Origin of the sequence: Neisseria sp. P0024.S006 (assembly GCF_051956595.1) — a bacterium.
Classification (GTDB): domain Bacteria; phylum Pseudomonadota; class Gammaproteobacteria; order Burkholderiales; family Neisseriaceae; genus Neisseria.
In genome coordinates this window covers 754,620-778,221 of sequence record NZ_JBQCXH010000001.1, presented here as the reverse complement: position 1 = coordinate 778,221, position 23,602 = coordinate 754,620, and the positions used below count along the sequence as shown (strand labels likewise).

20 protein-coding genes and 1 tRNA gene are annotated in these 23,602 nt (G+C 48.8%); 11 read left to right on the top strand and 10 right to left on the bottom strand.

The genetic code is table 11. From position 1 onward, the window contains the following. Positions 1-9: 9 nt before the first annotated feature. Positions 10-86, bottom strand: a tRNA-Pro gene (locus ACTHUF_RS03695). A 199-nt stretch (positions 87-285) separates the two neighbouring features. Between ACTHUF_RS03695 and recC the strand changes: the two genes are divergently transcribed. Beyond that, positions 286-3,585: an exodeoxyribonuclease V subunit gamma gene (gene recC / locus ACTHUF_RS03690; RefSeq protein ID WP_440407099.1), complete on the top strand. Its 3,300-nt coding sequence runs from the start codon at positions 286-288 to the stop codon at positions 3,583-3,585. Between the two features lie 3 nt (positions 3,586-3,588). Beyond that, positions 3,589-4,095: a thioredoxin family protein gene (locus ACTHUF_RS03685; RefSeq protein ID WP_315094663.1), complete on the top strand. Its 507-nt coding sequence runs from the start codon at positions 3,589-3,591 to the stop codon at positions 4,093-4,095. Positions 4,096-4,204: 109 nt separating this feature from the next. On the opposite strand, the gene lapB is transcribed toward ACTHUF_RS03685, so the two are convergent. Then, entirely contained in the window at positions 4,205-5,374 is a 1,170-nt protein-coding gene (lapB, locus tag ACTHUF_RS03680) for a lipopolysaccharide assembly protein LapB (RefSeq protein WP_003684462.1), read from the bottom strand. A gap of 25 nt (positions 5,375-5,399) precedes the next feature. Further along, entirely contained in the window at positions 5,400-5,723 is a 324-nt protein-coding gene (locus tag ACTHUF_RS03675) for a LapA family protein (protein ID WP_036490154.1), read from the bottom strand. A 213-nt stretch (positions 5,724-5,936) separates the two neighbouring features. Here ACTHUF_RS03675 and ilvE point away from each other — a divergent pair, with 213 nt between their 5' ends. Beyond that, entirely contained in the window at positions 5,937-6,935 is a 999-nt protein-coding gene (ilvE, locus tag ACTHUF_RS03670) for a branched-chain-amino-acid transaminase (protein ID WP_101755255.1), read from the top strand. Positions 6,936-8,021: 1,086 nt separating this feature from the next. Then, on the top strand, positions 8,022-10,262 hold the full coding sequence (locus ACTHUF_RS03665) for a right-handed parallel beta-helix repeat-containing protein (RefSeq protein ID WP_440407124.1): 2,241 nt from the start codon (positions 8,022-8,024) through the stop codon (positions 10,260-10,262). Positions 10,263-10,354: 92 nt separating this feature from the next. Here the strand turns inward: ACTHUF_RS03665 and metE are convergent, their stop codons facing one another. The 3 genes from metE to iscX form a co-directional block, all read right to left on the bottom strand. Continuing rightward, on the bottom strand, positions 10,355-12,631 hold the full coding sequence (gene metE / locus ACTHUF_RS03660; RefSeq protein WP_003745555.1) for a 5-methyltetrahydropteroyltriglutamate--homocysteine S-methyltransferase: 2,277 nt from the start codon (positions 12,629-12,631) through the stop codon (positions 10,355-10,357). Positions 12,632-12,720: 89 nt separating this feature from the next. Then, on the bottom strand, positions 12,721-13,602 hold the full coding sequence (gene metF, locus ACTHUF_RS03655) for a methylenetetrahydrofolate reductase (protein WP_003745556.1): 882 nt from the start codon (positions 13,600-13,602) through the stop codon (positions 12,721-12,723). A gap of 168 nt (positions 13,603-13,770) precedes the next feature. Continuing rightward, complete coding sequence (gene iscX / locus ACTHUF_RS03650) at positions 13,771-13,968, bottom strand: Fe-S cluster assembly protein IscX (RefSeq protein WP_003682097.1); 198 nt, start codon at positions 13,966-13,968, stop codon at positions 13,771-13,773. A gap of 299 nt (positions 13,969-14,267) precedes the next feature. Between iscX and ACTHUF_RS03645 the strand changes: the two genes are divergently transcribed. Next, positions 14,268-14,888, top strand: a complete 621-nt coding sequence (locus tag ACTHUF_RS03645; protein ID WP_315094668.1) for a hypothetical protein — start codon at positions 14,268-14,270, stop codon at positions 14,886-14,888. Positions 14,889-14,964: 76 nt separating this feature from the next. Here ACTHUF_RS03645 and fdx read toward each other — a convergent pair whose 3' ends face one another. The 3 genes from fdx to hscA all read right to left on the bottom strand — a co-directional run bounded on the left by fdx (position 14,965) and on the right by hscA (position 17,697). Beyond that, complete coding sequence (fdx, locus tag ACTHUF_RS03640; RefSeq protein ID WP_003745561.1) at positions 14,965-15,306, bottom strand: ISC system 2Fe-2S type ferredoxin; 342 nt, start codon at positions 15,304-15,306, stop codon at positions 14,965-14,967. Between the two features lie 92 nt (positions 15,307-15,398). After that, positions 15,399-15,761: a TIGR02328 family protein gene (locus ACTHUF_RS03635; protein ID WP_315094671.1), complete on the bottom strand. Its 363-nt coding sequence runs from the start codon at positions 15,759-15,761 to the stop codon at positions 15,399-15,401. 76 nt (positions 15,762-15,837) lie between these two features. Beyond that, positions 15,838-17,697, bottom strand: a complete 1,860-nt coding sequence (gene hscA / locus ACTHUF_RS03630) for a Fe-S protein assembly chaperone HscA (protein WP_440407095.1) — start codon at positions 17,695-17,697, stop codon at positions 15,838-15,840. 245 nt (positions 17,698-17,942) lie between these two features. Between hscA and rpsF the strand changes: the two genes are divergently transcribed. The 5 genes from rpsF (at position 17,943) to mltB (ending at position 20,612) form a co-directional block, all read left to right on the top strand. Beyond that, on the top strand, positions 17,943-18,314 hold the full coding sequence (gene rpsF, locus ACTHUF_RS03625) for a 30S ribosomal protein S6 (protein ID WP_004519252.1): 372 nt from the start codon (positions 17,943-17,945) through the stop codon (positions 18,312-18,314). Continuing rightward, the gene (gene priB / locus ACTHUF_RS03620) at positions 18,311-18,613 is read left to right on the top strand and encodes a primosomal replication protein N (RefSeq protein WP_440407122.1); all 303 of its coding nucleotides are present in this window, start codon (positions 18,311-18,313) and stop codon (positions 18,611-18,613) included. The genes rpsF and priB overlap by 4 nt, the downstream gene beginning before the upstream one ends. Before the next feature lie 6 nt (positions 18,614-18,619). Next, positions 18,620-18,850 (top strand): 30S ribosomal protein S18, encoded by a 231-nt coding sequence (gene rpsR / locus ACTHUF_RS03615; protein ID WP_003678863.1) that lies wholly within the window; start codon positions 18,620-18,622, stop codon positions 18,848-18,850. Between the two features lie 16 nt (positions 18,851-18,866). Continuing rightward, the gene (gene rplI, locus ACTHUF_RS03610; RefSeq protein WP_003678862.1) at positions 18,867-19,319 is read left to right on the top strand and encodes a 50S ribosomal protein L9; all 453 of its coding nucleotides are present in this window, start codon (positions 18,867-18,869) and stop codon (positions 19,317-19,319) included. A 213-nt stretch (positions 19,320-19,532) separates the two neighbouring features. After that, positions 19,533-20,612: a lytic murein transglycosylase B gene (mltB, locus tag ACTHUF_RS03605; RefSeq protein WP_049349683.1), complete on the top strand. Its 1,080-nt coding sequence runs from the start codon at positions 19,533-19,535 to the stop codon at positions 20,610-20,612. Between the two features lie 58 nt (positions 20,613-20,670). Here the strand turns inward: mltB and ACTHUF_RS03600 are convergent, their stop codons facing one another. Beyond that, positions 20,671-21,384, bottom strand: coding sequence for an aldose epimerase family protein (locus tag ACTHUF_RS03600; protein ID WP_049323827.1), 714 nt, complete (start codon positions 21,382-21,384; stop codon positions 20,671-20,673). Between the two features lie 198 nt (positions 21,385-21,582). Between ACTHUF_RS03600 and dnaX the strand changes: the two genes are divergently transcribed. After that, complete coding sequence (dnaX, locus tag ACTHUF_RS03595) at positions 21,583-23,586, top strand: DNA polymerase III subunit gamma/tau (RefSeq protein WP_440407093.1); 2,004 nt, start codon at positions 21,583-21,585, stop codon at positions 23,584-23,586. Positions 23,587-23,602: the final 16 nt, after the last annotated feature.

Genomic DNA, 23,602 nt, shown 5'->3' with positions numbered 1-23,602 from the left:
TTTTGTATTTGGTCGGAATGAGAGGATTCGAACCTCCGACCCCTTCGTCCCGAACGAAGTGCGCTACCGGGCTGCGCTACATTCCGAATGTGGGGAATTATAGGATAGGAGAATCCGGTTTGTACAGGGGTCGATAAATAATTAATAATTGGCTGCTGATGGGTTTGTTTTAGGTCGTCTGAAGCGATGTGTTTCAGACGACCTGTGTTTTTGTTTGCCGCTTCTGCTGAAGCATTTGTCCTAATGGCATTATAATGTGGGCAATTGTTTTTTAGATTGTCTGCTATGTTTTATCTTTATCAGTCTGACCGTTTGGAAGCGCTTGCCGAAATGTGCGCGCATATTCATCAGGCCTTGCCTTTGGATGCGGTATTGGCACAGGAAGAAGTGGTGGTGCAGAGCCAGGGGATGCGGCGTTATCTGAATGTGTTTTTCGCGCGCAAACTCGGCGTGGCGGCAAATTTGAAGTTCAGCCTGCCGGCCGGTTTGGCGTGGCAGCTGATGCGTAAATTGGTTCCCGATGTGCCGCCGCTCAGCCCGTTTTCTCCTGAGGTCATGCGTTGGCGTTTGCTGGATTTGTTCCGCAGCGAAGCGTTTCAGACGGCCCCGGAATACGAAAACGTGCGCTTGAAGCTGGAAAGTTATTTGCACAGCTCGGCATCGGCGGATTATCAGCTTGCCGGACAGATGGCGGATATTTTCGACCAATATTTGGTGTACCGTCCGGATTGGATTGATGCGTGGCAGGCTGGGAAACTGCTGGGTTTGGGCGATGATGAGGATTGGCAGGCGCGGCTGTGGCGCTATTTGGACGATGGCAGCCAATCTGCGCCGCACCGCGTGGCCTTGTGGGAAAAGCTGTTGGCGCAGTTGGATAAATCGGTCTTGCCGCAAAGGTTGTTTGTATTCGGTATTTCGACAATGGCGCCGATGTATCTGCAACTGCTGCACCAAATTTCCAAGCATTGCGATGTGTTTGTGTTTGCGCTCAACCCGAGCAGCCAATATTGGGGCGAGGTTATCGACGAGGCGCAGATTTTGAAAAGGGGTGATGAGGCGGACTTGTCGCAGGTAGGGCATCCGCTGTTGGCTTCTTTGGGCAAGCAGGGACGCGATTTCTTTGATTTTCTGTCGGAAGTGGAAACCGAGCAGGATATTCAGGTTTATGAAGAGGGAAAAGACGATACCTTATTGCATTGCCTGCAAAACGATATTCAAAACTTAATCATGCCGTCTGAACGCTTGTATCAACAGGAAGAAGGCGAAGTAGGCGCGCAGTCGGCTTTGGTTCAGGTCCACGATGCGGACGGCAATCCAGTGTGTGTCGAGCCGGATAAGCTGCTGAATGACGGCTCGGTCAAAATCGTCGCGGCGCACAGCCCTTTGCGCGAATTGCAGATTTTGAAAGAAGAGCTGTCGCTGGTGTTGCAAAAAAATCCCGACTGGCAGCCGCACGATATTGCCGTGTTGACACCAAACATCGAGCCGTACAGCCCGTTTATCGAAGCCGTTTTTGGACAAGAGCAGGCAGGCAGTCAGGCTTTGCCGTATTCGATTTCGGATGTGAAACTCAGCCGCCGCCAGCCGTTGCTGTATGCTTTGGCGCAAACTTTGGACTTGCTGGAGAGCCGGTTTGAGGTGGATAAAGTTTTGCCTTTGCTGGAAAGCCGGTTGGTACTGCAACGCTTCGGTTTGAGCGAGGAGGATGTGCCGCTGCTGCATGAGACTGTTGCCGGATTGAATGTGCATTGGGGTTTGGACCAAACCATGCGCGAGGGCAAAGACAACCTCTTTACTTGGCAGCAGGCGGTAGAGCGTTTGGCCTTGGGCTGGATGCTGCCTGAAGGCGGCAACGGTATGTGGCAGGGTGTGAGCGCGTGGCATAGTAATGTCAACCAGTTGGACGTGTTCAGCGGTTTTGCCGAATTTATCCGTACTTTGGCTGATATGGCGGCGCAATGGCAAGAGCCTGCCAATGTGGAAAGTTGGGTGCAGCGTTGCCACGAATTGCTGGAGAAACTGTTTGCTCCGGATACGGACGACCAATACGCCAAGCAGCAGTTTGAGCAGTCTTTGGCGAAATGGCAGGAAGAGGCGCAGTTGGCCGAATTTGACGGATTGTTGCCGTGTAAAACCGTTATCCGCCATATCCGCCGCTTTTTGGACAGCGAAAGCCAAGCCGGATTTTTGAGCGGCGGCATTACTTTTTGCAGTATGGTGCCGATGCGCAGCCTGCCGTTTAAAATGGTTTGCCTGTTGGGTTTGAATGACGGCGATTTCCCGCGCAATACCAAAGCGGCAGTGTTCGACCTGATTGCCAAACATCCGAAAAAAGGCGACCGCGCCCGCCGCGACGACGACCGTTATCTCTTCCTCGAAGCCTTAATCAGCGCACGCGAAATGCTGTATTTATCTTATATCGGCCGTGACATACGCAATGATGCCGAGTTTGCGCCGTCTTCGTTAATCAGTGAGCTGTTGGATACCATTGCCGCCATGACGGGAAAAAGCGGGCGCGAGTTGTCGGAGAAATGGGTGAAACATCATCCGTTGCAGGCGTTTTCACGCCGTTATTTCCAAAAGGACGTGCTTTCAGACGGCCTCTTCAGTACGCGCCAAGATTATGCCGATGCGTTGAACCAACCGCCAGCGGAAGCGCAGCCGTTTTTCCTTGAGGCTTTAAGTCAGGAAGAGCCGGGCAAAACCATTCAGCAGGGCGAGCTTATCAGTTTTTGGCGCAACCCTGTCAAAGTTTGGCTGAAGAGAAATTTAAGCTGGGATCAGCCGTATTTGGACGGCGCATGGGAATCTGCCGAACCGTTTGAGCCGCAACATGAAGGTCGGATTGCCGATGCCTATTTGGATGCGCGGCGAAAAGGGGAAGATTTTGAAGATACGGCCATTCGGCTGAATGCAGAAAATCTGATGCCGGTGGGCGAGTTGGGCGGTTTGTGGCAGAAGCAGTATCAAATATCTGCGAAAAACGTAGATGCCGAGTTGATACGCAGCGACAAAAGGCCGTCTGAACCTTATGAAGCACACTTTGACGACTTGGTGTTACAAGGCACCATCGGCAATCTTTATGAATGCGGTCGTATTGTGTTCCTAAACCAAAAAGACAATGCACCCAACCGCATTGCCCGTTTATTGGAGCATTTGATTTTTTGCGCCGTCGCCCCTAAATCCGTTGCCAACCGACAAACCTATATTGTCAGCTTGGGGCAGACCGAAACCTATGCCGCCATCGGGCAAGAGGCCGCGAGAGAGCTTTTGAAAGAATGGTTGGTATATTTCCGAATCGGACAAAATACCCCCTTGCCGTTTTTTGCCAAAACCAGCCTTGCCGCTGCGGAGGAGTACGGCAAGAAAGAGGATTGGGATGCCGCCTTGAGAAAAGCCCATGAGGTTTTTAACGGCAATAAAATGAACAAAGCGCAGAAAGAATATACCGAAGTGAAGCTGGTGTTTGGTCATTCGGACGAAGCGCCGCTTGAAGAGCCGCTATTTGAAAACCTCGTCGTCAATCTGCTTGTTCCGCTTTTGAACAGCGCGGCAGGGAAAAACAATGCAACAGAACAGGAGTAAAGCATGGCCACTTATACAGAATATTTGGATTTTGATACCGAAGAAGACAAATTGAAACAGCAGCAACTCTATCAGGCGACCGAGCTGTCGGCGCAAACGGCAGCGGCGGTCAAAAAGATCAGCCGTCCGCAAAACTGGCTGCTTGCCGCTGCGCCATATTGTCCCGATTGCCGCGTATTTGTGCCGTTTATTCAGAAAATGGCGGAGCTGAACCCCAATATCCGCGTCAACTATATTGCCCGCAGTGATTTTGACGACAGCAGCCGTTTCGATAATTCGCGCCAACAGGAAATCGTCCGCACCAACCAAAAAATCCCTGCGCTGTTTTTAATCGGACATGAAGAGGCAGGGCCTGTGTTTAGCGAGTTTCCGCAAGTGGTGTTAAATCAAATTGCGGCAGATGAAACCCGTCGCACGGAATTGCGCGATACATACCGTGCCGGCGAGTTTAATGCCGATATTGAGGCTCAGGTTGTAGCGGCCTTGGCATGGGCAGACCAGCGTTGTTGAGCAAATATTGCCGGTGTGTGAAGCCATATTTTGAACCGCTTTGATATTTTGTAATAAAAAGGCCGTCTGAAAAGATTTCAGACGGCCTTTTTCCATGCTTAACGCTTGATTAAATTTCGATTTTATTCGGCGTAAAGGTTTGCCATTTGTTGCAGGCCGGGCAGTGCCAGAAGAAGACTTGGGATTTGAAGTGGCAGTTGCGGCAGCGGTACATGACACTTTTTTGCAGCTGGCGGCCGATAATGGAACGAATCATATCGGTATCGGCTTTCCACTCCGGATTCATACTGCTGAGTTTCAAACCAAGCAGGCGGTACACGCCGTTGAGGTCGGGTTTTTGGCGGACAAGTTCGACAGCGATTTGCGCCGCTTCAGTTTCGCCTTTGAGCAGCAGGGCTTTCTCGTAGATGACGTTGATCAGGTCAAGATCGGGAAAGGTTTGCATATAGCCGATAAGGCGGTTGAGGCCTTCTTCCTGTTTGCCTTGCGCGGCATAGGCTTCATAGAGTTTCTCGCCGACCATGCTCAAATAGGCGTGGTTTTGCTGCTCGATGGCGGAATACGCTTCCACGGCGGCAGGGAAGTTGCCCTGACGGTATTCGATGTCGCCGAGAATGATGTTGGCGCGCGTACATTTTTTGTTGGCTTCGAGTGCTTTGCCGATGTTGTAGCGGGCGGCGTCGAAGTTGGATTTAAATAGCGCGGCTTGGGCGATTTCGCAATAGAACTGGGCGATTTCAAACTGGTAGGTTTGTTCGTCATGACTTAAGAGCTGTGCCATTTCGATGGCTTTTTCCCAGTCGCGGTCTTGTTGGTAAATACTCAAAAGGTGTTGGCGGGCTTCGCGTGCCATATCGCCTTCCTGCAAGCCGAGGAAGATTTGTTCGGCACGGTCCACCAAGCCTGCGCTTTGGTAGTTTTGCGCCAATTCAAAAAGCACGCGTGCGCGTTTTTCGTTGACGGTGTCGGGCGAATCGAGCAGGGCGCGGTGCATATTGATGGCTTTGTCGTTTTCGCCGCGTTGGCGGTAGAGCTTGCCTAAGGTCAGGTTCAAATCGTATGACTGCGGCTGCTGGTCGATGACTTCTGCCAATTCGCGCGCGGCGCGGCCGCTGTTGCGGTCAACGAGGGCGTCAAGGCTTTTGTAAAAGCCGGCAGGTATGCTTTTGGCCTGTTTCAGGACGGTCTTCATATCGACGCGCGCGGCAAACCAGCCCATGGCGAAGAAAACGGGGAGGAGGACGATGGGCAGTAAGATGACCCACAATTCGTTGTCCATGGTATTCCTTTATTGATTGGTGGCGTTACGCTTTGGGAGCGGTCTCGGAAGCCGTTGCCGGTGTTTCGGTTTTGACCGGAGTCAGGTCTTTTTCGGAAAGGTGGGCGTATTTTTTCACTTCGGCACGCAGGCGGTTGTTTTCGCTGCGCAGGGTCAGAAGACGGCCGAAGAGGGCAAACATACCAAATACGATGCCGATAATAAAGGCGCCGAAAAGCACGACAATCAGCGGCAGATTGACGTTTTGGCCGGGTAGGTAGAAGAAGGATACGGTGTGGGTATTGGTGATGGCCAGCAGGAGGAAAACAAGAAGAATCAGGATTTTGATGATGGTATAGATGAGTTTCATGGGTTGCTCCGGGTGGGCCGCGGTTGGTGCAGGCCGTCTGAAAAATGGTATCAGTTTAAACGATTTGCCGGATTTCGGATAGGACGGCATGTTTCAGACGGCATGGGAAGAGTACCTTTAATGCTGACGGGTACTTGTCAAACCCATATTGAAAGGCGTATTGTTCAGTCTTTAGTTATTATCTTACAAATCAGAATAAGAAAGGCAATCATCATGAGCAGACCAGTCCCAGCCGTATTCGGCAGCGTTTTCCACGCTGAAATGCCCGTTATCGCTTATCGTGAAGGTAAATGGCAACCGGTAGAATGGCAATCTTCCAAAGACCTGACACTCGCCCCGGGCGCACACGCCCTGCATTACGGCAGCGAATGTTTTGAAGGTTTGAAGGCATTCCGTCAGGCAAACGGCAAAATCGTGATGTTCCGCCCGACCGCCAACATCGCGCGTATGCAGCAAAGCGCAGATATTCTGCACCTGCCGCGTCCTGAAACGGAAGCTTATTTGAATGCTTTGATCGAATTGGTCAAACGCTCCGCCGAGGAAATCCCTGACGCGCCTGCCGCTTTGTACCTGCGTCCGACTTTGATCGGTACCGACCCTGTGATCGGTAAAGCCGGTTCTCCTTCCGAAACAGCCTTGCTGTACATTTTGGCTTCTCCTGTCGGCGACTATTTCAAAGCCGGTTCGCCTGTTAAAATCTTGGTGGAAACCGAACATATTCGTTGCGCTCCGCACATGGGCCGCGTGAAATGTGGCGGCAACTACGCTTCCGCCATGCCTTGGGTATTGAAAGCCAAAGCAGAGCACGGGGCAAACCAAGTGCTGTTCTGTCCGAATGGCGACGTTCAGGAAACCGGCGCGTCTAACTTTATCCTGATTAACGGCGATGAAATCATTACCAAACCGTTGACCGACGAATTCTTGCACGGCGTTACCCGCGATTCCGTACTGACTGTTGCCAAAGATTTGGGCTACACCGTTACCGAGCGCAACTTTACTGTCGATGAGCTGAAAGCAGCTGTGGAAAATGGCGCAGAGGCGATTCTGACCGGTACGGCTGCGGTTATTTCTCCGGTAACTTCTTTTGTGATTGACGGCAAAGAAATCGAAGTGAAGAGCCAAGAGCGCGGTTATGCAATCCGTAAGGCAATTACGGACATTCAATACGGTTTGACAGAAGATAAACACGGCTGGTTGGTCGAAGTTTGTTAAGTAGAACGCAGTGAATATAAAAGGCCGTCTGAAATATTTTTTCAGACGGCCTTTTTTTATTGGTTTTTTGATGGGGAAAACGATAATAAAATGCTAAATTTTTTAAACAAACGGTAGTATTTTTAGATAATCGGTATATAATGCGCAGGCATGTTGTAAAAATACATATTGGAAATATCGAATTTTATTGATTTTTAGAAGAAGTTAAAAACAGTTATAGATATTTATTCTGTATATTTTGTAAATTTAGTTAAATGGGGAATGCTAAAAACATATCGTGTTAGAATTTCCCTCCTTTTTGGTTTCGCGGGATTCACTCTGTCAAGCCAAAAAGGAAAACGATGCAAGATAAAACCATTTTTATTTTGCTATAAAAATCAAAAATAACTTAACTTTGGATGAACTAATCAATTAAAAAGGGACTCTGATACATTTCCGTCAAAAATAACCGGACACATGGTACGCGGACAGATTGCCTATATAAAGTCATCCGAGGGTTCTGTCTGACACCATGACCGTTTCCAATCAGAAAACCGGCAGAAGGGGAAACGCTGCCGAGTTTCTCAAAGCGGCCAACTTCAGTTTGGCTTTTATACAGGCAATTACTGTTACGACAGAATCCGTCTTACCTCTTTAATCAATCGACTTTTTTGTCGCACGTTTGTGCGGTGGGAAAGGCGATATTCGATACAAGGAAATACGCTGATTATGTCACATAAACTTGCTCCTCTTGGCCGTACCCACATTCGTCACGGCTCATCCACACCTGAAGCAAATTCCAAATCATCTTCTCCTCTAAAAGAATGGATACACACCCACAATTGGGGGGATATGCCGTCGGTTTCTCCTGAGCTTAAGCAATTAAGCGGTAAAAATACGGTAACGAGAGAAGTAGTGCATGTGGCGGAGGCAGCAAGATTTGACAGTTCTTCATCATCTTCAGACGGCCTTGTGACCAAAATGCATGTTGCACGGGCCAGCGTTGCTTCTGTAAGCAGCGTTTCCAGTAAACATACCATTGCGCCTAAAGTAGCGAGCAAACACGTTGTTTCAAAAGAACCGGTAAACAAGTCGGTTAATCAATCAATGGAAAAAGTCCTGGCTGAAAGGCAAAAAGTTTACGAAGAAGCCAAAGCAAAAAAAATAGCCGAGGCTGCTGCAGCCAAAGCAAAAGCTGTCGAGCGCGCAAAAGAAGCGCATAAAGCGGCAGTCGAAAAAGCGGTTGCAGAGCGTAAAGCCAAACTCGAAGCCGCACGCAAAGAAAAAGAGGCGGAAGACAGAGTTGCCGAAGAAAAAGAAACCGTTGAGATTGTCCATAAAAAGAATCTGAAGGATTCAGACGGCCATGACAAAATAGCGGGCGTTTCTTCCGGTAAAAAAGCAATCAATAGCCACGACGGCCACCTCAGTTCAGGTAAAGCAAACAAAATTGACGACCATGCCGAAGGCAGGGAAGGTTTATCCGGAAAATACCGCGTGTATGAATCCAAAGAGTATGGCAATTACGTTCGTGTGAATGATTTTGGTGCCGATGCGCAGGGTAAAAAAGACAGCCTTCAGGCATTTAAGGCAGCTTTAGAGGCGGCGCACAAAGAAAAAGCAATGGTCTTCTTGGATGGTACTTACTATATTTCCAATCAGATTGTGATGGATAAAACCGTCTCCGGCGCGCGCGGCTTGTTTGGTTCGGGCATGGGCAAAACCAAAGTAACGTTTGATAAGGCGCAAACAGGCGAATTCAATCCGGACACCAACCATGACGATATCCGCGAATTTGCCGGTATCTTGATCGATGGGCAAAACAATAAAACCATTGCCGATTTGTCGGTTCAATATACCAACCCTGATTTTTACCGCAAAGGCTTAAGCTATTTTGGCAAGGTAAACGGTATTTTGGTCAACGATGCGGACAATACTTTAATCAGCAAAGTTGAGGTTTCCGGTGCCAACCGCGCTGGTGTGATGTTTACCTCGACCGCTTCTTTGGAAACGGAAAAAGGTCAAAAGCTGACCTTTAAAGAGCGCGTGCAAAGCGGCGAAATCGATGAAAAATACGAAGCGCTGCCTTTGGGTGAAAACAACCGTATTGTCGATTCGTATCTACACCACAACCGCGTTGCCGGTGCGCTGATCGGTTTCCAACAAAACTTTATCGGCGAGGGCAACCGTTTGGATTGGAACGGCCACGAAGCGGATGGCGGGACAGGCTACGGTATGGCTGTGGCTGCCGGCAGCTACAATTACGGCATCACATACCGTAAAAATACGACCGACCACAACTACCGCAAGGGTTTGGATGTGCATGATGGTACAGGTATTGTCATTGAAAACAATGTGTTAACGGGTGACCGGCTATATGGTATTGTTGCCTACAACCGCCAGTTTTCTATGGATAAAGTCAAAATTACCGGCAATACCATTATTCAAGATCCGAGCTTCCGTTTGAATGTTGATGATGACTTAGGCAAGTACTACCACATGTATTCAGGTATTCAGGTGCAAACCAATACCCAATACAGAGATTTGCACTCGGCTGACAAAGGCTATTTTGATATCAGCGATAATGTCATTAAAAATCTGACGGTTTATCAAAATAATATTCAGACCTACGCGATTGAGTTCCGTAACCATGAAAGCAAAATGGATTACACGCTCAATATGGCAAACAACAAGATCAGCGGCGAATCCACTAAATATCTGATTGCCGTCATCAACGATACCTACGACCGCGTTTTATCTAAAAACGGCATGGGCAGCGGTACCATTACCATCAGCGGCAATGATGCCGATATCGGCAAGATTATGAAAGGCGCGGTACCGGTTTATGTGGAAGAACACCATGGCAATGTCGCTATGCATGGTGCGGTAACGATTCACAACAACAAAATTTCCGTGCGTGAAGAATCTGCCGGCTACGTCGAATTTGCTTATTTAAAGAGCAATGCCAAAGAATACAATATCACCAATAACACATTGAAACTTGGCGGTGATTTGAATGATGCTTTGATAGACGTACACAGTACCAACCCTAAGGGTAAGGCATCTTTAAATGTGGCCAACAACAAAATCCTGACGGACATTAAAGGCAAGTTGTATGATTCATGGCTGCGCTTTGAAAATGACATCAACACGTATTCTGAAGGCAATAGCCATAACGGCGCGGCACTGAAAAAGGTGAATACGACCGGCAGTAAAGTGGCATTGAGCGATATTTTGTCAGAAGCCAACCATATTGTTGAAACGACTAAAGAGACTGTGTATCACCATACTCAGAACGTGTATACATCAGGAGTGGAAGAACATCATACAACGACAGGTATTTTGTAAGTTGTTGAAGTCGTAATCTTTATGTTTTAAATATCGATAAATAAAAAAAGGCCGTCTGAAAATTTTCAGACGGCCTTTTCATCTAACTCACATTATTTAGCCAGTTCGGCACGCAATTTGTGGGTTACGTTCATCATCACTTGGAGTTGTTCCAGAGTTTCTTTCCAGCCACGGGTTTTCAGGCCGCAGTCCGGGTTAACCCACAGACGTTCAACCGGTACAACCTCGATGGCTTTGCGCAACAGGTGCTCAACTTCAGCTTCAGTCGGTACGCGCGGGCTGTGGATGTCGTAAACGCCCGGGCCGATGTCGTTCGGGTATTTGAATTCGCCGAACGCGGTCAAGAGTTCCATGTCGGAACGTGAAGTTTCGATGGTGATCACGTCAGCATCCATAGCGGCGATGGCCGGCAAGATGTCGTTGAACTCAGAGTAGCACATATGAGTGTGGATTTGGGTGCTGTCTTCGCAACCGGTAGAGGACAAGCGGAAAGATTCGCCGGCCCAGTTCAGGTAAGCATCCCAATCGGCACGTTTCAAAGGCAGACCTTCGCGGATGGCAGGTTCGTCAATTTGGATGACTTTGATGCCGGCTTTTTCCAAATCCAATACTTCGTCGTTCAGAGCCAGTGCGATTTGTTTGCACACGGTAGAACGTGGAATGTCGTTGCGTACGAAAGACCATTGCAGAATGGTTACAGGGCCGGTCAACATACCTTTCATCGGACGTTTGGTCAGGCTTTGTGCGTAAGTAGACCAAGCCACGGTCATGGCTTCAGGACGGCTTACGTCACCGAAGATGATAGGTGGTTTCACGCAGCGTGAGCCGTAGCTTTGTACCCAGCCGTATTGAGTGAATGCAAAACCGCTCAACAATTCGCCGAAGTATTCGACCATGTCGTTACGCTCGGCTTCGCCGTGTACCAGTACGTCCAAGTCCAGTTTTTCTTGCTCTTCAACCACCAAGGCGATTTCTTTTTTCATCGCAGCTTCGTAATCAGCGGCAGACAGTTCGCCTTTTTTGAAGGCGGCGCGTGCTTGGCGGATTTCGGTGGTTTGCGGGAAAGAACCGATGTTGGTAGTCGGCAGCAGAGGCAGGTTCAACCATGCTTGTTGCGCTTTGATACGGTCGGCAAATGGAGATTTGCGTTGGTCTGCGTTGGCAGGCAAATCGGCCAGGCGTTTGGCAACGTCTGCACGGTGGATTTCGCTGCTGTTGGCGCGTGAGTCGGCGGCAGCTTGGCTAGCGGCGAGTTCTTCGGCAACAGAGTCACGACCTTCGTTCAATGCGGCTTTCAGAACGCGCAATTCTTGGGTTTTTTGCAGGGTGAATGCCAACCAAGAGTACAGATCAGGTTTGTTGGCTTTCAGTTTTTCTTCCACTGACAAGTCAAATGGGGTGTGCAGCAGAGAGCAAGAGCTGGAAATCCACAAACGGTCGCCCAGTTTGGCTTGCAGAGGCTCAACAGTTTCCAAAACTTTGTTCAGGTTGGCGCGCCAAATATTGCGGCCGTCGATAACGCCGGCAGACAGAACTTTGTCGTAGTCGGCAAATGCGTCCAGTTGCTCAGGAGCGCGTACCAAGTCGATGTGCAGGCCGTCAACAGGCAGGGATTTCAGCAAAGCAGCGTGTTCGGCAACGGAACCGAAGTAAGTGCTCAACAGGATTTTGGCGTTTACTTTGCTCAAAGTGGCGTAAACGTCTTTGTAGGCTTCCACCCATTCTTTAGGCAGGTCGACAGCCAAAGCAGGCTCGTCGATTTGAATCCATTCGGCACCGGCCTCAACCAAAGCGTTCAGGATTTCAACGTAAACAGGCAACAGTTTAGGCAACAGGCTCAGACGGTCGAATTCGACAGCGCCTTTTTCTTTACCTACCCACAGGAAAGTCAATGGGCCGACGATGGTCGGTTTGGCTTTCAGGCCCAAAGCTTGGGCTTCTTGCAGTTGTTGAACGTAGTGTTTGGCGTTGGCTTTGAATTCGGTATCGGCGTGGAATTCAGGCACTAAGTAGTGGTAGTTGGTGTCGAACCATTTGGTCATTTCGATAGCGAATTGGTCTTTGTTACCGCGGGCCAGTTGGAAGAATTGTTCCAAAGACAGGTTTTGGCTGTCGAAGCCGAAACGGGCAGGGATGGCACCGGTGGCAACTTGCAGGTCGAGGATGTGGTCGTAGAAAGTGAAATCGCCTACGGCAACGTAATCAGCGTTGGCAGCGGCTTGGTGTTTCCAGTTTTTCTCGCGCAAGTCTTTAGCAACAGCCAGCAATTCTTGCTCGCTGATTTCTTTGCGCCAGTATTTTTCTTGTGCGAATTTCAATTCGCGGAAGGCACCGACGCGCGGGAAGCCTGAAAAATGCAATGTTGTCATGTTAACTCTCCTAGTTGGAATTTTGAATCAGGCCGATATGGCCTGAATGTTCGATATTGTAAATCAGAATGGGGAGGCCGTCTGTTTTATTAACGCGGACGCACGCCCAAAATATGGCAGATGGCGTAAGTCAGTTCGCTGCGGTTGAGGGTGTAGAAGTGGAAGTCTTTGACACCTTCGCGCGAGAGGACTTTGACCATGTCGATGGCGATGCTGGCGGCAACAAGGTTGCGCGTGCCTTGGTCGTCATCCAAACCTTCGTACATTTTAGACAGCCAGCTTGGGATTTTGACGTTGGTCACTTGGGCCATTTTGGTCAATTGTTTGAAATTGGTTACGGGCAGGATGCCGGGAACGATTTCAACGTCAATGCCCATCATCACGCAACGGTCGCGGAAGCGCAGATAGCTTTCCACGTCGAAGAAGAATTGGGTAATAACGTTGTTTGCACCCGCATCGATTTTGCGTTTTAGATTGATTAAGTCGGCTTGTGCGGATTTGGCTTCCGGGTGCACCTCTGGATAGGCCGCTACGGAAATATCAAAGTCGGCAACGGAGCGCAACAGCTTGACCAAATCTTCGGCATAGAAAGGTTTTTTCTCGTAGCCGGGCGGCTCGTCGCCACGCAGGGCGACAATGCGGCGGATGCCGCTGTCCCAATAATCTTTGGCGATTTGGCGCAACTCGTCAGGGCTGGCGTCGATACCGGTCAGGTGGGGGGCGGCGTCAAGGCCGGTTTCTTGTTTGATGCGTTTAACGATACTGTGTGTGCGGTCGCGTTCGCCGGAGTTTGCGCCGTAGGTTACGGAAACGAATTTCGGATGCAAGGTTTGCAGGCGATGGATGGAATCCCACAGCATGGTTTCCATTTGTTCGTTTTTCGGCGGGAAAAATTCGAACGAAACATTGATGTCGCCTTTCAAATCAGAAAGGCTGTTGTTTAAAGCAGCGATTTCTCGAGCGTGATTCATGGTTATGCACCTTCTGCATATCTTTTATTTGTTGTCAGACTGCATAATAAATTTGAGGTTGGTATGAGTCAATTTCGAAATTTTCCGAAATTGTATGAATAGATTTAATAAAGACCTCAGGCCGTCTGAAAAACAGCCTGAGGTTTTATTTGATGAAAAGGGAAAAGGTTATTCCGCTTCATCTATCCAGGCTTGTTGCACGGCTTCGAGAATGCGCTCGCCACAACGCGCCGGATCATCGTCAAATTCAGGCAGAGCCATAATCAAATCACGCAGTTGGGTAAAACGCACGGTTTTCGGGTCGATGCTGTCGCCGTGTAAATCGTAGAGTTCTTCGGCGATGCGTTGAGTATCTGTCCATTTCATGATGTGCTCCTTTATTGGGTTTCGACTATTGCCAATTATTTTAATCAAGAAGAAGTCGGACTGCCAGATTGTTTTACGGAAGATGGGCAGATAAATGATGGCGCTATTTTTTAACAAAATAGCATAGTTGCGTTAAAATACGGCAAGACACTTAAAACTCACGGCAATCTGCTGTTTTATACTTTCTATTCCGTTTTGAATGATTTGGTTTCCATGCAAAATTTACATTTCGCTATGCAACCAAATTTTTTGGAATGGCTCTTAAGACAATCCATCGCTTAAAAATAAAAGGAAAAAAGATGAATAACGCACTCAACGCCAAGCTGTCCAAACTGATTTACGCGCTCGCTTCCGATGATCCGGAATATCTGTCCAAAACAGGTGCATTCGACCGTTTGCTGTTGTTGGTTCGCGAATTTTATCGGATGCTGGACGAAACAGAAGGTTTGAAGCAGCTGGTGTTCCGTCTGTATTACGGCAAACACTATGGCTTGATTAAACTGGATGCTGCTTCACCCAATGACGATGCAGGCGCATTGAGGTTGAAACGTTGGATGGTTTATTCGCGCATCGCAGAGCGTATCGAAAATTGCGGCAAGCATTTGTCGGTCGTGCTTGAAGATGCGGTGTTGGAAAATGGCGTGGACAAATCGCGTTATATAGAGGAAGCCAATGCTATTATCGAGCGTTTCGGTTTGGCAAGGGATGAGGCTGCACTTTCAGCCATCGAGGCAGAGGAGGCGTTGAAGGCAGAGGCCGAACTGCCGACAGTCAACAAATCTCAGAACGCTGCTCCCCGTTATAACGGCAATCTACATCAAATCAGAATGCAAGAAAAAATTGAAAATTACTCCGCTACGCAGAAAGTGGCCTCCATGCAAATTTCGCGTATGCGTTTTATTTTTCCTCATATCAAATAGTTTGCCGCATAAGCAACAGGCCGTCTGAAAACCATGAATTTGTGGTTTCAGACGGCCTTTTTCATTAAGCCTTGTTTTAATGGTCTTCACGCGCGTGGTTGATGGTGTATTTGGGGATTTCTACGACCAAATCTTCATCGGCAACAACTGCCTGACAGCTCAAGCGTGAATCGGCTTCCAAACCCCATGCCTGGTCGAGCAGGTCTTCTTCCAGTTCACTCGGCTCTTCCAAGCTGTCAAAACCTTTGCGGATGATGACGTGACAGGTTGTGCAGGCGCAGGATTTTTCACAGGCGTGATCGACTTCGATATCGTGGTCGAGCAGTACGTCAAGGACGGTTTGACCTTCCGGTGCGTCTTCGATAACCGCGCCTTCGGGGCATAATGTCGCGTGTGGGAGTACGGTAATTTTTGGCATTTTTATTGTCTCGGTTGTTTAAGAGTGGTTGTGGTTAAAGTGGTTTCAGACGGCCTTGGGTATTCAATATTCAGGCCGTCTGAAAAATGGGTTTATAACATGATGCCTTTACTTTTTAAATTTTCCAGACATTCGTCCAAGTAAGCATCATCATGTTCAGCATAAATCGGCGAAGTAGCTGTTTCAGCCGCGTGCGAATGGTATGGGGCAATGGCTTTGCCGCGATATAGCGGGTCTTTCCATAAAACATCCGGTTTGTAACCACGCTTTTCCATCTCTTCCATAATCAACGCGTGATACAGGTAGAGTTTGTAGGGTGAGTGGATAAAAACGTAATTAACCGTCGCATGCGGCCTGCCCCAGCCCGCTCCGCGTAAAGCAGCGCATTCGCGGTGTTGCCCCAAAAGCTGGGCACGGGGGAGTAGGGGGATAAGGGTTTGGTGCCAGAGTCGCATAGAAGTAATCAGGTTGTTTGGGATATTAGATTTTCAGACGGCCTCTTTATCCAAGGCCGTCTGAAACCATTTGCCGTCAAATATTATCAACGCTTTGCCCTGTCAGCGCACGTTGGATGTTGCGGTTCATTCGTTTGGCGGCGAAGTTGTCGGTGCTGTGGCTGAGTTTGGCGACGGCGGCGCGGATGTCTTCGGCTTTGCCGTCTTTCAGACGGCCTTGTAAAGTGGCGATGTCTTGTTGAATCTGTTGCAATTCTTCGGCTTCCAATAAATCGCTGTCCAACTCAAGGGCGGCATTGACGGCGTCGGTCAGGCTTTCGGCTTCGACTACGGCTTCGGCGCGTGCGCGTGCAGCCATGTCTTCGGCAGCGTTGCTCATGCTGTCTTTGAGCATTTGGGTGATGGTGCTGTCGTCCAAGCCGTAGGAAGGTTTGACTTCGATTTGCGCCTGTACGCCGGTGCTTTGTTCTTGTGCGGAAACGGACAGCAAACCGTCGGCATCAACTTGGAAGGTAACGCGGATACGCGCTGCGCCTGCGGCCATGGGCGGAATGCCGCGCAGGGTAAATTTGGCCAGGCTGCGGCAGTCGGAAACAAGTTCGCGCTCGCCCTGTACGACGTGTATCGTCATGGCAGTTTGACCGTCTTTGAAAGTGGTGAAGTCCTGCGCGCGCGCGGTAGGAATGGTGGAGTTGCGCGGGATGATTTTCTCAGCAAGGCCGCCATAGGTTTCCAGGCCGAGTGATAAAGGTGTAACGTCAAGCAGCAGCCATTCGCCGTCGGTTTTGTTACCGGCAAGGACATTTGCCTGTATGGCGGCACCGAGTGCAACCACTTCGTCTGGGTTGAGGTTGTTCAACGGAGTTTGTCCAAAGAAGGTGGCGACCGCTTGTTGAACATGCAACATGCGGGTCGAACCGCCGACCATAATCACGCCTTTAATGTCGGCTTTGGTCACGCCTGCGTCTTTCAAAGCCTGTTTAACGGGTTCGATGGTTTTTTGTACCAAATTTTGGGTCAGATTGTGAAACTCTTGGCGGGTAATGACAGTATGGACTTTATGGCCGTCTGAAAGTGTGGTTTCGATGACGGCTTCGGTTTGGGTGGTCAGTTTTTCTTTGGCGGCACGGACAAGGGAAAGCAGAAGCTGACTGTCTTGTTCGTTGAGTTTGGAGAGGTCGTTTTGTTCCAGCAGGTGGCAGAATAAGCGATGGTCGAAGTCGTCGCCGCCCAATGCGCTGTTGCCGCCAGTGGCTTTGACTTCAAACAGCCCTTTGGTCAGTTGCAATACGGAGACGTCGAACGTACCGCCGCCCAAGTCGTAAACGACAAACGTGCCTTCCGAGGCATTGTCCAGCCCGTAGGCGATTGCGGCGGCGGTCGGCTCGTTGAGCAGGCGCAAGACATTCAAACCTGCCAAACGCGCGGCATCTTTGGTGGCTTGACGTTGGGCATCGTCGAAATAAGCGGGTACGGTAATGACGGCGCCGACCAAATCGCCGCCCAATGTTTCTTCTGCACGCGATTTGAGGGCTTTGAGGATTTCTGCCGATACTTCGATAGGCGTTTTCGCACCTTGACGGGTGTTTAATTCGACCACGCGCTCATTGGGGGTAAATTGATAGGGCAGGTATTGCGCGTCTTGTGTAAGGTCGGTAAGGGTGCGGCCGATCAGGCGTTTGGCGGAGCTGACCGTATTCAGAGGATCGGTTTTTTGTGCGAAAAGGGCATTTTTGCCGACTTCGACTCCGCCATCCAAATAACGGACAACCGAAGGCAGGGTGGTGCGGCCGTCTGAATCGGGCAGGCAGACTGCGCTGCCGCTGCGTACGGTAGCAACTAAGCTGTTGGTTGTGCCTAAATCAATGCCTACGGCGAGGCGGTGTTGATGGGGGGCGGCGGACATGCCGGGTTCGGAAATCTGCAAAAGAGCCATGATTGTGTGCCTTCTGATGCTGTATTTATTAGGATGGGGCAGATTTTAGCAGATTTTTGGCAGATAGTTGAGTGGTTTGCTAGGAAATAACCCTAAGGCCTAATGTTGTTTTTTAATTGAAAAGAAAGTGGATTTTGAATCCGGACTTGTATTTTTTAAGAAATGCGGATAAAATTCAGCCTCTTTGCCTTGCCTTTTACTTCGCATGGTGAAAGGCTGTTTTTAATCATCCATAAGGAGATAACATGCGTCATTACGAGATCGTGTTTATCGTTCATCCTGATCAAAGCGAGCAAGTGCCTGCTATGGTTGAGCGTTACAAAACCATGATTACTGAAGCCAACGGTAAAATCCACCGTTTGGAAGACTGGGGCCGTCGTCAATTGGCTTACCCAATCAACAAAATCCACAAAGCACACTATGTTTTGATGAATATCGAAACTACTCCTGAAGTGGTTGAAGAGTTGGAAACTGCTTTCCGCTTCAATGATGCCGTACTGCGTCACCTGACCATCAAAACAAAACACGCTGTAACTGAAGCTTCCCCAATGCTGGGCGGCGAAAAAGCAAAAAACTTGCTGAACGGTGCGGCTGAAGAAGTTGCAGCAGCCGAATAAGATTGAATAATCTGATTAAGCTTACCGCCCGTATCTTACAGGTTCAGCCTTTGAGATATACGCCGGCAGGAATTCCTGTTTTAGATATTGTGTTGCAACATGAATCTTGGCAGGAAGAAAACGGACAGAAATGTCTGGTCAAGTTTGAAATTTCCGCACGGATTTTAGGTAAGCAGGCTGAGGAATGGCAGTATCGGCAAGATGCCGTCATCGAGTCGGAAGGTTTTTTGGCGCAACGCAGCCAACGCTTCCCCAAGCCGGTACTACGCATACAGAACATTAAAGAATATAAAGGTTAAACGACAATGGCTCGTCAATCATTCAAACGTAGAAAATTCTGCCGCTTTACGGCTGAAAAAATCCAAGAAGTTGATTACAAACAAGTTGATTTGTTGAAAGACTTCATCTCTGAAAACGGCAAAATCATCCCTGCCCGCATTACTGGTACTAAAGCACACTACCAACGTCAGTTGGCTACTGCTGTGAAACGTGCCCGTTTCCTGGCTCTGTTGCCTTACACCGATCAACACAAATAATTTTGGAGTTTAAATCATGCAAATTATTCTGTTAGAAAAAATCGGCGGTCTGGGTAACTTGGGTGACATCGTTACTGTTAAAAACGGTTACGCACGCAACTTCCTGATCCCTGCCGGTAAAGCAAAACGTGCAACCGAAGCCAACATGAAAGAATTCGAAGCACGCCGCGCTGAATTGGAAGCCAAACAAGCTGAAATCTTGGCTGATGCTAAAGCCCGTCAAGAAAAACTGGAAGGCCAAACCATTACTGTTGCTCAAAAAGCCGGTGTTGATGGTCGTCTGTTCGGTTCTGTTACCAATGCTGACATCGCTGAAGCGATTGTTGCTGCCGGTATCCAAGCTGCTAAAGCAAACGTACGTCTGCCTAACGGTCCTTTGAAAGCTGTTGGCGAATACGAAGTTGAAGTGGCTCTGCACACTGACGCTGTTGCTAAAATTACCGTTGCTGTTGTTGCAGCCGCTGAGTAATTAATTCATTCAAGGCCGTCTGAAAATCAAGGGTTTCCTTGAATTTCAGACGGCCTTGTTTATCTGCTTGGGCCGAAGTAAGTAAATATCGATTTGTCTATATTTTTGGGTTTGTCTAGAAAAATAGAGCGGTTGATATGAAGAGATGATGTATATTGGCCGAATATTCATTCGTGTTCGGGTTTGTCGTATTATTTAGTAAAGAGATTATTTATGAATAAAATCAAAATCTTTGGGATAGGTCTGACTGCTTTGGCTTTAGCTTCATGCGGCACTCCGCAAAAGCCTGCTGTTGATACGGCAAAACCTGTCGAGCCTGTTTCCTCTGCAAAACGCCCTGTATTTGATGCAGCGGCTGAATCTGTTGCCAGCAGCGGTTTTAATGAGAACGTCAATGTTCAGCAGTTTATCCAATATGAAGTGAAAAACCGCCGTTTCAGTGCGGAAGAATTGCGTAACTTCTTCAATGGCGTGGTGTATAAAGGCAATATTATTACCATTATGTACCGCCCAAGCACTTCGCGTCCTTGGTATGAATTCCGCACCGGTAACTCCGGTGCAGTCAAATTTAACGGCGGCAGACAATTCTATGCGGCAAACCGTGCCGTAATTGATGATGTGGCACGCAAATACGGCGTACCTGCCGAATTGATCGTGGCGATTCTCGGTATTGAAACCAATTATGGCAAAAATACGGGCAGCTTCCGCGTTGCCGATGCTTTGAGTACATTAGCCTTTGATTATCCACGCCGTGCCGAATTTTTCCAAAACGAATTGAGCGAACTTTTGCTGATGGCAAAAGAAGAAAAAGAAAATATCTTTGACTTTAAAGGCAGCTATGCCGGCGCGATGGGCATGCCGCAATTTATGCCTTCCAGCTACCGTAAATGGGCGGTGGACTATGATGGTGACGGGCATCGCGATATTTGGAATAATGTCGGCGATGTGGCGGCTTCTGTCGCCAATTATATGAAACAACATGGCTGGCAGACCGGCGGTAAGATGGTTGTGCCGGTCAGTCTGACGATTACGCCGCACTTGCAGGCGATTATCGATGAGAAAACTGCTTTGACACGCACTGTCGCAGATTTCAAAGCCTTGGGTGTCGTGCCTCAAGCTGCTGTTGCCGATAATGAAAAAGCTGTGTTGTATGCTTTGGAAACCAGCCCGGGCGTATTTGAATACTATTTGGGCCTGAATAACTTCTACACCGTATGGCAATACAACCACAGCCGCATGTATGTAACAGCGGTACGCGATATTGCGAATGCAATCAATAACAATGGCCTGTAAGCCATAAGAAAACCACCCTTCGGGGTGGTTTTTAAATATCGAGAATTTGTAAAGGGGGTTAAGCCATCAGTCTGATTTTCATGGCGTAACGTTTTTTACTGTGCCCTGAAACAAATTGTCCGCCTCGGGCAGGGGATAAAAACGCATTGCCTTCTGCGGTTGGCTCTGCACAAGTATATTGGCCGTTTCGATCGCTCCAGAGTGCGTACACAGGCAGATTGTGGGTACGGATATCCAGTTTTAAGCCGTCAAATGCAACGTGTGCATCTTGGTCGGAGGAAACAAATTCGGTATGGGAGATATAGTCGGCATCGTATGGTGCGCCGTTGAAATCAAATTGTGTGCCAGCAGCGGTAAAGTAGGGGTGGAATCCTGGAGAAGTGCGGACGGGTGATTCGCCGTAATTGCAGACGGTTAGGATGGCGATGGCTTCATTTTCGTTAGGCAGGCTGTAATCGAGCAACCATTCGACGTGTTCATAGCCTTTTTCTGTGCTGATTAATTTCAAGCCGATATCTGATTCATTTTGATGGCGGATTTCCCAGTCTGATGTTCTGCCGAAACCATGTTGGGCCAGATGATTTTTGCTGTCAGGTCCGAATTGGGGTAAGCAGACGTGCATGCCGCCGCGTAATTTTGTGTCATCGCCGACTTGAACGCTGGTTTTCGGAAATAAGACTTCCCGTCCTTTTAGAATCAGGGAATCAATATATCCGCCCATTGTATTAACTTGCATAGTGGCTGATTGGTTGCGTAGTATGATTTCGGACATGATGTTTTAAACTTCAAATTACTTATCATTTGTGTAGCATTCTAACATTGCAATAACATGCTGTCGCCGTCGGCTGTATAGAAAATCCTTAATAAAAATCAAAAAAATGCTAGAATATATGCCATTTTCTGAGGTCGTCTGAAGAGCGGATCATTCTTTTCAGACGGCCTTCCGATTTATTTCCCGTAGAGAAACAACATGGCTTATCAAGTTCTTGCACGAAAATGGCGTCCGAAAACCTTTGCCGATTTGGTCGGTCAGGAACACGTCGTCAAAGCCCTGCGCAACGCGCTGGACGAAGGCCGTCTGCACCATGCGTATCTGCTGACAGGGACGCGAGGTGTGGGTAAGACTACGATTGCCAGGATTTTGGCCAAGAGCTTGAACTGCGAAAATGCCGTGCATGGCGAGCCGTGCGGTCAGTGTGAGAGCTGTACGCAAATCGACAGCGGTCGTTATGTGGATTTATTGGAAATCGACGCGGCATCAAATACCGGTATCGACAATATCCGCGAAGTGTTGGAAAACGCGCAATATGCGCCGACAGCGGGTAAATACAAAGTCTATATCATCGACGAAGTGCATATGCTTTCCAAAAGCGCGTTCAATGCCATGCTGAAGACTTTGGAAGAGCCGCCTGAACATGTCAAATTTATTTTAGCGACCACCGATCCGCACAAAGTCCCCATTACCGTATTGAGCCGCTGTTTGCAGTTTGTTTTGCGCAACATGACAACCCAGCAGGTTGCAGAGCATTTGGCACATGTTTTGGACCGTGAAAACGTTCCTTATCAGCCGCAGGCCTTGCAGCTTTTAGGGCGTGCCGCCGCCGGCTCGATGCGCGATGCGTTGAGCCTTTTGGATCAGGCGATTGCCATGGGTTCGGGTAAAGTGGCCGAACAAGATGTCCGCCAGATGATCGGAGCGGTCGATAAACAATACTTGTTTGAATTGCTTGAAGGAATCATCAATCAAAACGGTGAGGCCTTGCTGGAAAAAGCTCAGGAAATGTCCGCCAGAGCGATTGGTTTTGACAGCGCATTGGCAGAGTTGGCCATGCTGTTGCAGCGTTTGGCTTTGATTCAAACCATTCCTTCCGCCTTGGCAAATGACGACCCTGAACGTGAAACCTTGCTTCGTTTAAGTCAGGCCTTGAGTGGCGAGCAGATTCAGCTTTATTATCAATGTGCTATTCATGGCAAACAGGATTTGCCGCTGGCTCCGGACGAATATGCCGGTTTTGTCATGACGCTTTTGCGCATGCTTGCATTTGCGCCGTTGGCCGCTTCGGGTTGCGATACGCAAAGTCAGATTGAACACACGGATTTGCATTCCGACCATCAGAAAGCTGAGGCTGAAAAAAAGCCTTTTCAGCTGCCGAAATCTGAGCCGATAGCAGCATCGGCGGTTGAGAAAGAGGCTGTTCCGAGCAAACAAGATACCGTTGAAAGGCCGTCTGAAGAAACAGTTCAGCTTGTTCAGCAACAACAGGCGGATGTACCGCCTTGGGAGGAAATGCCGAGCCACGTATCGGCTGAGCCGCCTCAAATTCAAGCGACGCAGAAGCAAGAAACTGCGGAACCATTGCCTGTTGCAAAAGTTCAGACGCCCCCTGAGCCGGAAACATATCCGCACATGGATGAGGAAATTCCGCCTCCGTATTTTGATGAAGCATATGCATATGAAGATTCACACCGTGCTGATGTAATGGAAGTACCGCAGCCGGTTGCATCTGCTGAGTCTGAAGAAGAGGAGGGAGATGAAGAAGAGCTTCAGTTCGCTCCCTTGCCTGAGTTTAAAACAGAGAATTGGCATAGCATTATCGAACGCTTCGCCCGTAAATTAGGCGCGGCGCAGATGTTGGCGCAAAATGCGGCATGGACGAGTTATGATGCGGAAGCAGGTTTAATCATGCTGTCGTTGACGGATGAGGCCAAAGCCACTGCCAATAAAGAGCGCTTGGATAAAATCTGCCAGACGTTGAGCGAAGCCTATCATCTTAGTAGTTTAAGGTTGCAAACCGAGCCTTGGCAAGATGATAAAGGCTGGGAAACGCCGGTGATGCGCCGCAAACGTATTCAAGAAGAAGGGCGGCAGCAGGCGCAAGATTTGCTGGAAGCGGATACGACGGCGCAGAAAATCTTGCAAACCTTTGAGGCGCAATGGCTGCCGGATTCTTTAGAGTTGGCAGGACATTCTTAACATACTGATATACAAG

Coding starts and splice junctions, on each gene's coding strand:
- ACTHUF_RS03685 (WP_315094663.1), top strand. CDS start 3,589: ATGGCCACTTATACAGAATATTTGGATTTTGATACCGAAGAAGACAAA.
- ACTHUF_RS03635 (WP_315094671.1), bottom strand. CDS start 15,761: ATGCGACTCTGGCACCAAACCCTTATCCCCCTACTCCCCCGTGCCCAG.
- hscA (WP_440407095.1), bottom strand. CDS start 17,697: ATGGCTCTTTTGCAGATTTCCGAACCCGGCATGTCCGCCGCCCCCCAT.
- ACTHUF_RS03675 (WP_036490154.1), bottom strand. CDS start 5,723: ATGAAACTCATCTATACCATCATCAAAATCCTGATTCTTCTTGTTTTC.
- mltB (WP_049349683.1), top strand. CDS start 19,533: ATGAATAAAATCAAAATCTTTGGGATAGGTCTGACTGCTTTGGCTTTA.
- fdx (WP_003745561.1), bottom strand. CDS start 15,306: ATGCCAAAAATTACCGTACTCCCACACGCGACATTATGCCCCGAAGGC.
- metE (WP_003745555.1), bottom strand. CDS start 12,631: ATGACAACATTGCATTTTTCAGGCTTCCCGCGCGTCGGTGCCTTCCGC.
- dnaX (WP_440407093.1), top strand. CDS start 21,583: ATGGCTTATCAAGTTCTTGCACGAAAATGGCGTCCGAAAACCTTTGCC.
- rpsR (WP_003678863.1), top strand. CDS start 18,620: ATGGCTCGTCAATCATTCAAACGTAGAAAATTCTGCCGCTTTACGGCT.
- rpsF (WP_004519252.1), top strand. CDS start 17,943: ATGCGTCATTACGAGATCGTGTTTATCGTTCATCCTGATCAAAGCGAG.
- ACTHUF_RS03665 (WP_440407124.1), top strand. CDS start 8,022: ATGGAAAAAGTCCTGGCTGAAAGGCAAAAAGTTTACGAAGAAGCCAAA.
- metF (WP_003745556.1), bottom strand. CDS start 13,602: ATGAATCACGCTCGAGAAATCGCTGCTTTAAACAACAGCCTTTCTGAT.
- ACTHUF_RS03645 (WP_315094668.1), top strand. CDS start 14,268: ATGAATAACGCACTCAACGCCAAGCTGTCCAAACTGATTTACGCGCTC.
- lapB (WP_003684462.1), bottom strand. CDS start 5,374: ATGGACAACGAATTGTGGGTCATCTTACTGCCCATCGTCCTCCTCCCC.
- recC (WP_440407099.1), top strand. CDS start 286: ATGTTTTATCTTTATCAGTCTGACCGTTTGGAAGCGCTTGCCGAAATG.
- iscX (WP_003682097.1), bottom strand. CDS start 13,968: ATGAAATGGACAGATACTCAACGCATCGCCGAAGAACTCTACGATTTA.
- rplI (WP_003678862.1), top strand. CDS start 18,867: ATGCAAATTATTCTGTTAGAAAAAATCGGCGGTCTGGGTAACTTGGGT.
- ACTHUF_RS03600 (WP_049323827.1), bottom strand. CDS start 21,384: ATGTCCGAAATCATACTACGCAACCAATCAGCCACTATGCAAGTTAAT.
- ilvE (WP_101755255.1), top strand. CDS start 5,937: ATGAGCAGACCAGTCCCAGCCGTATTCGGCAGCGTTTTCCACGCTGAA.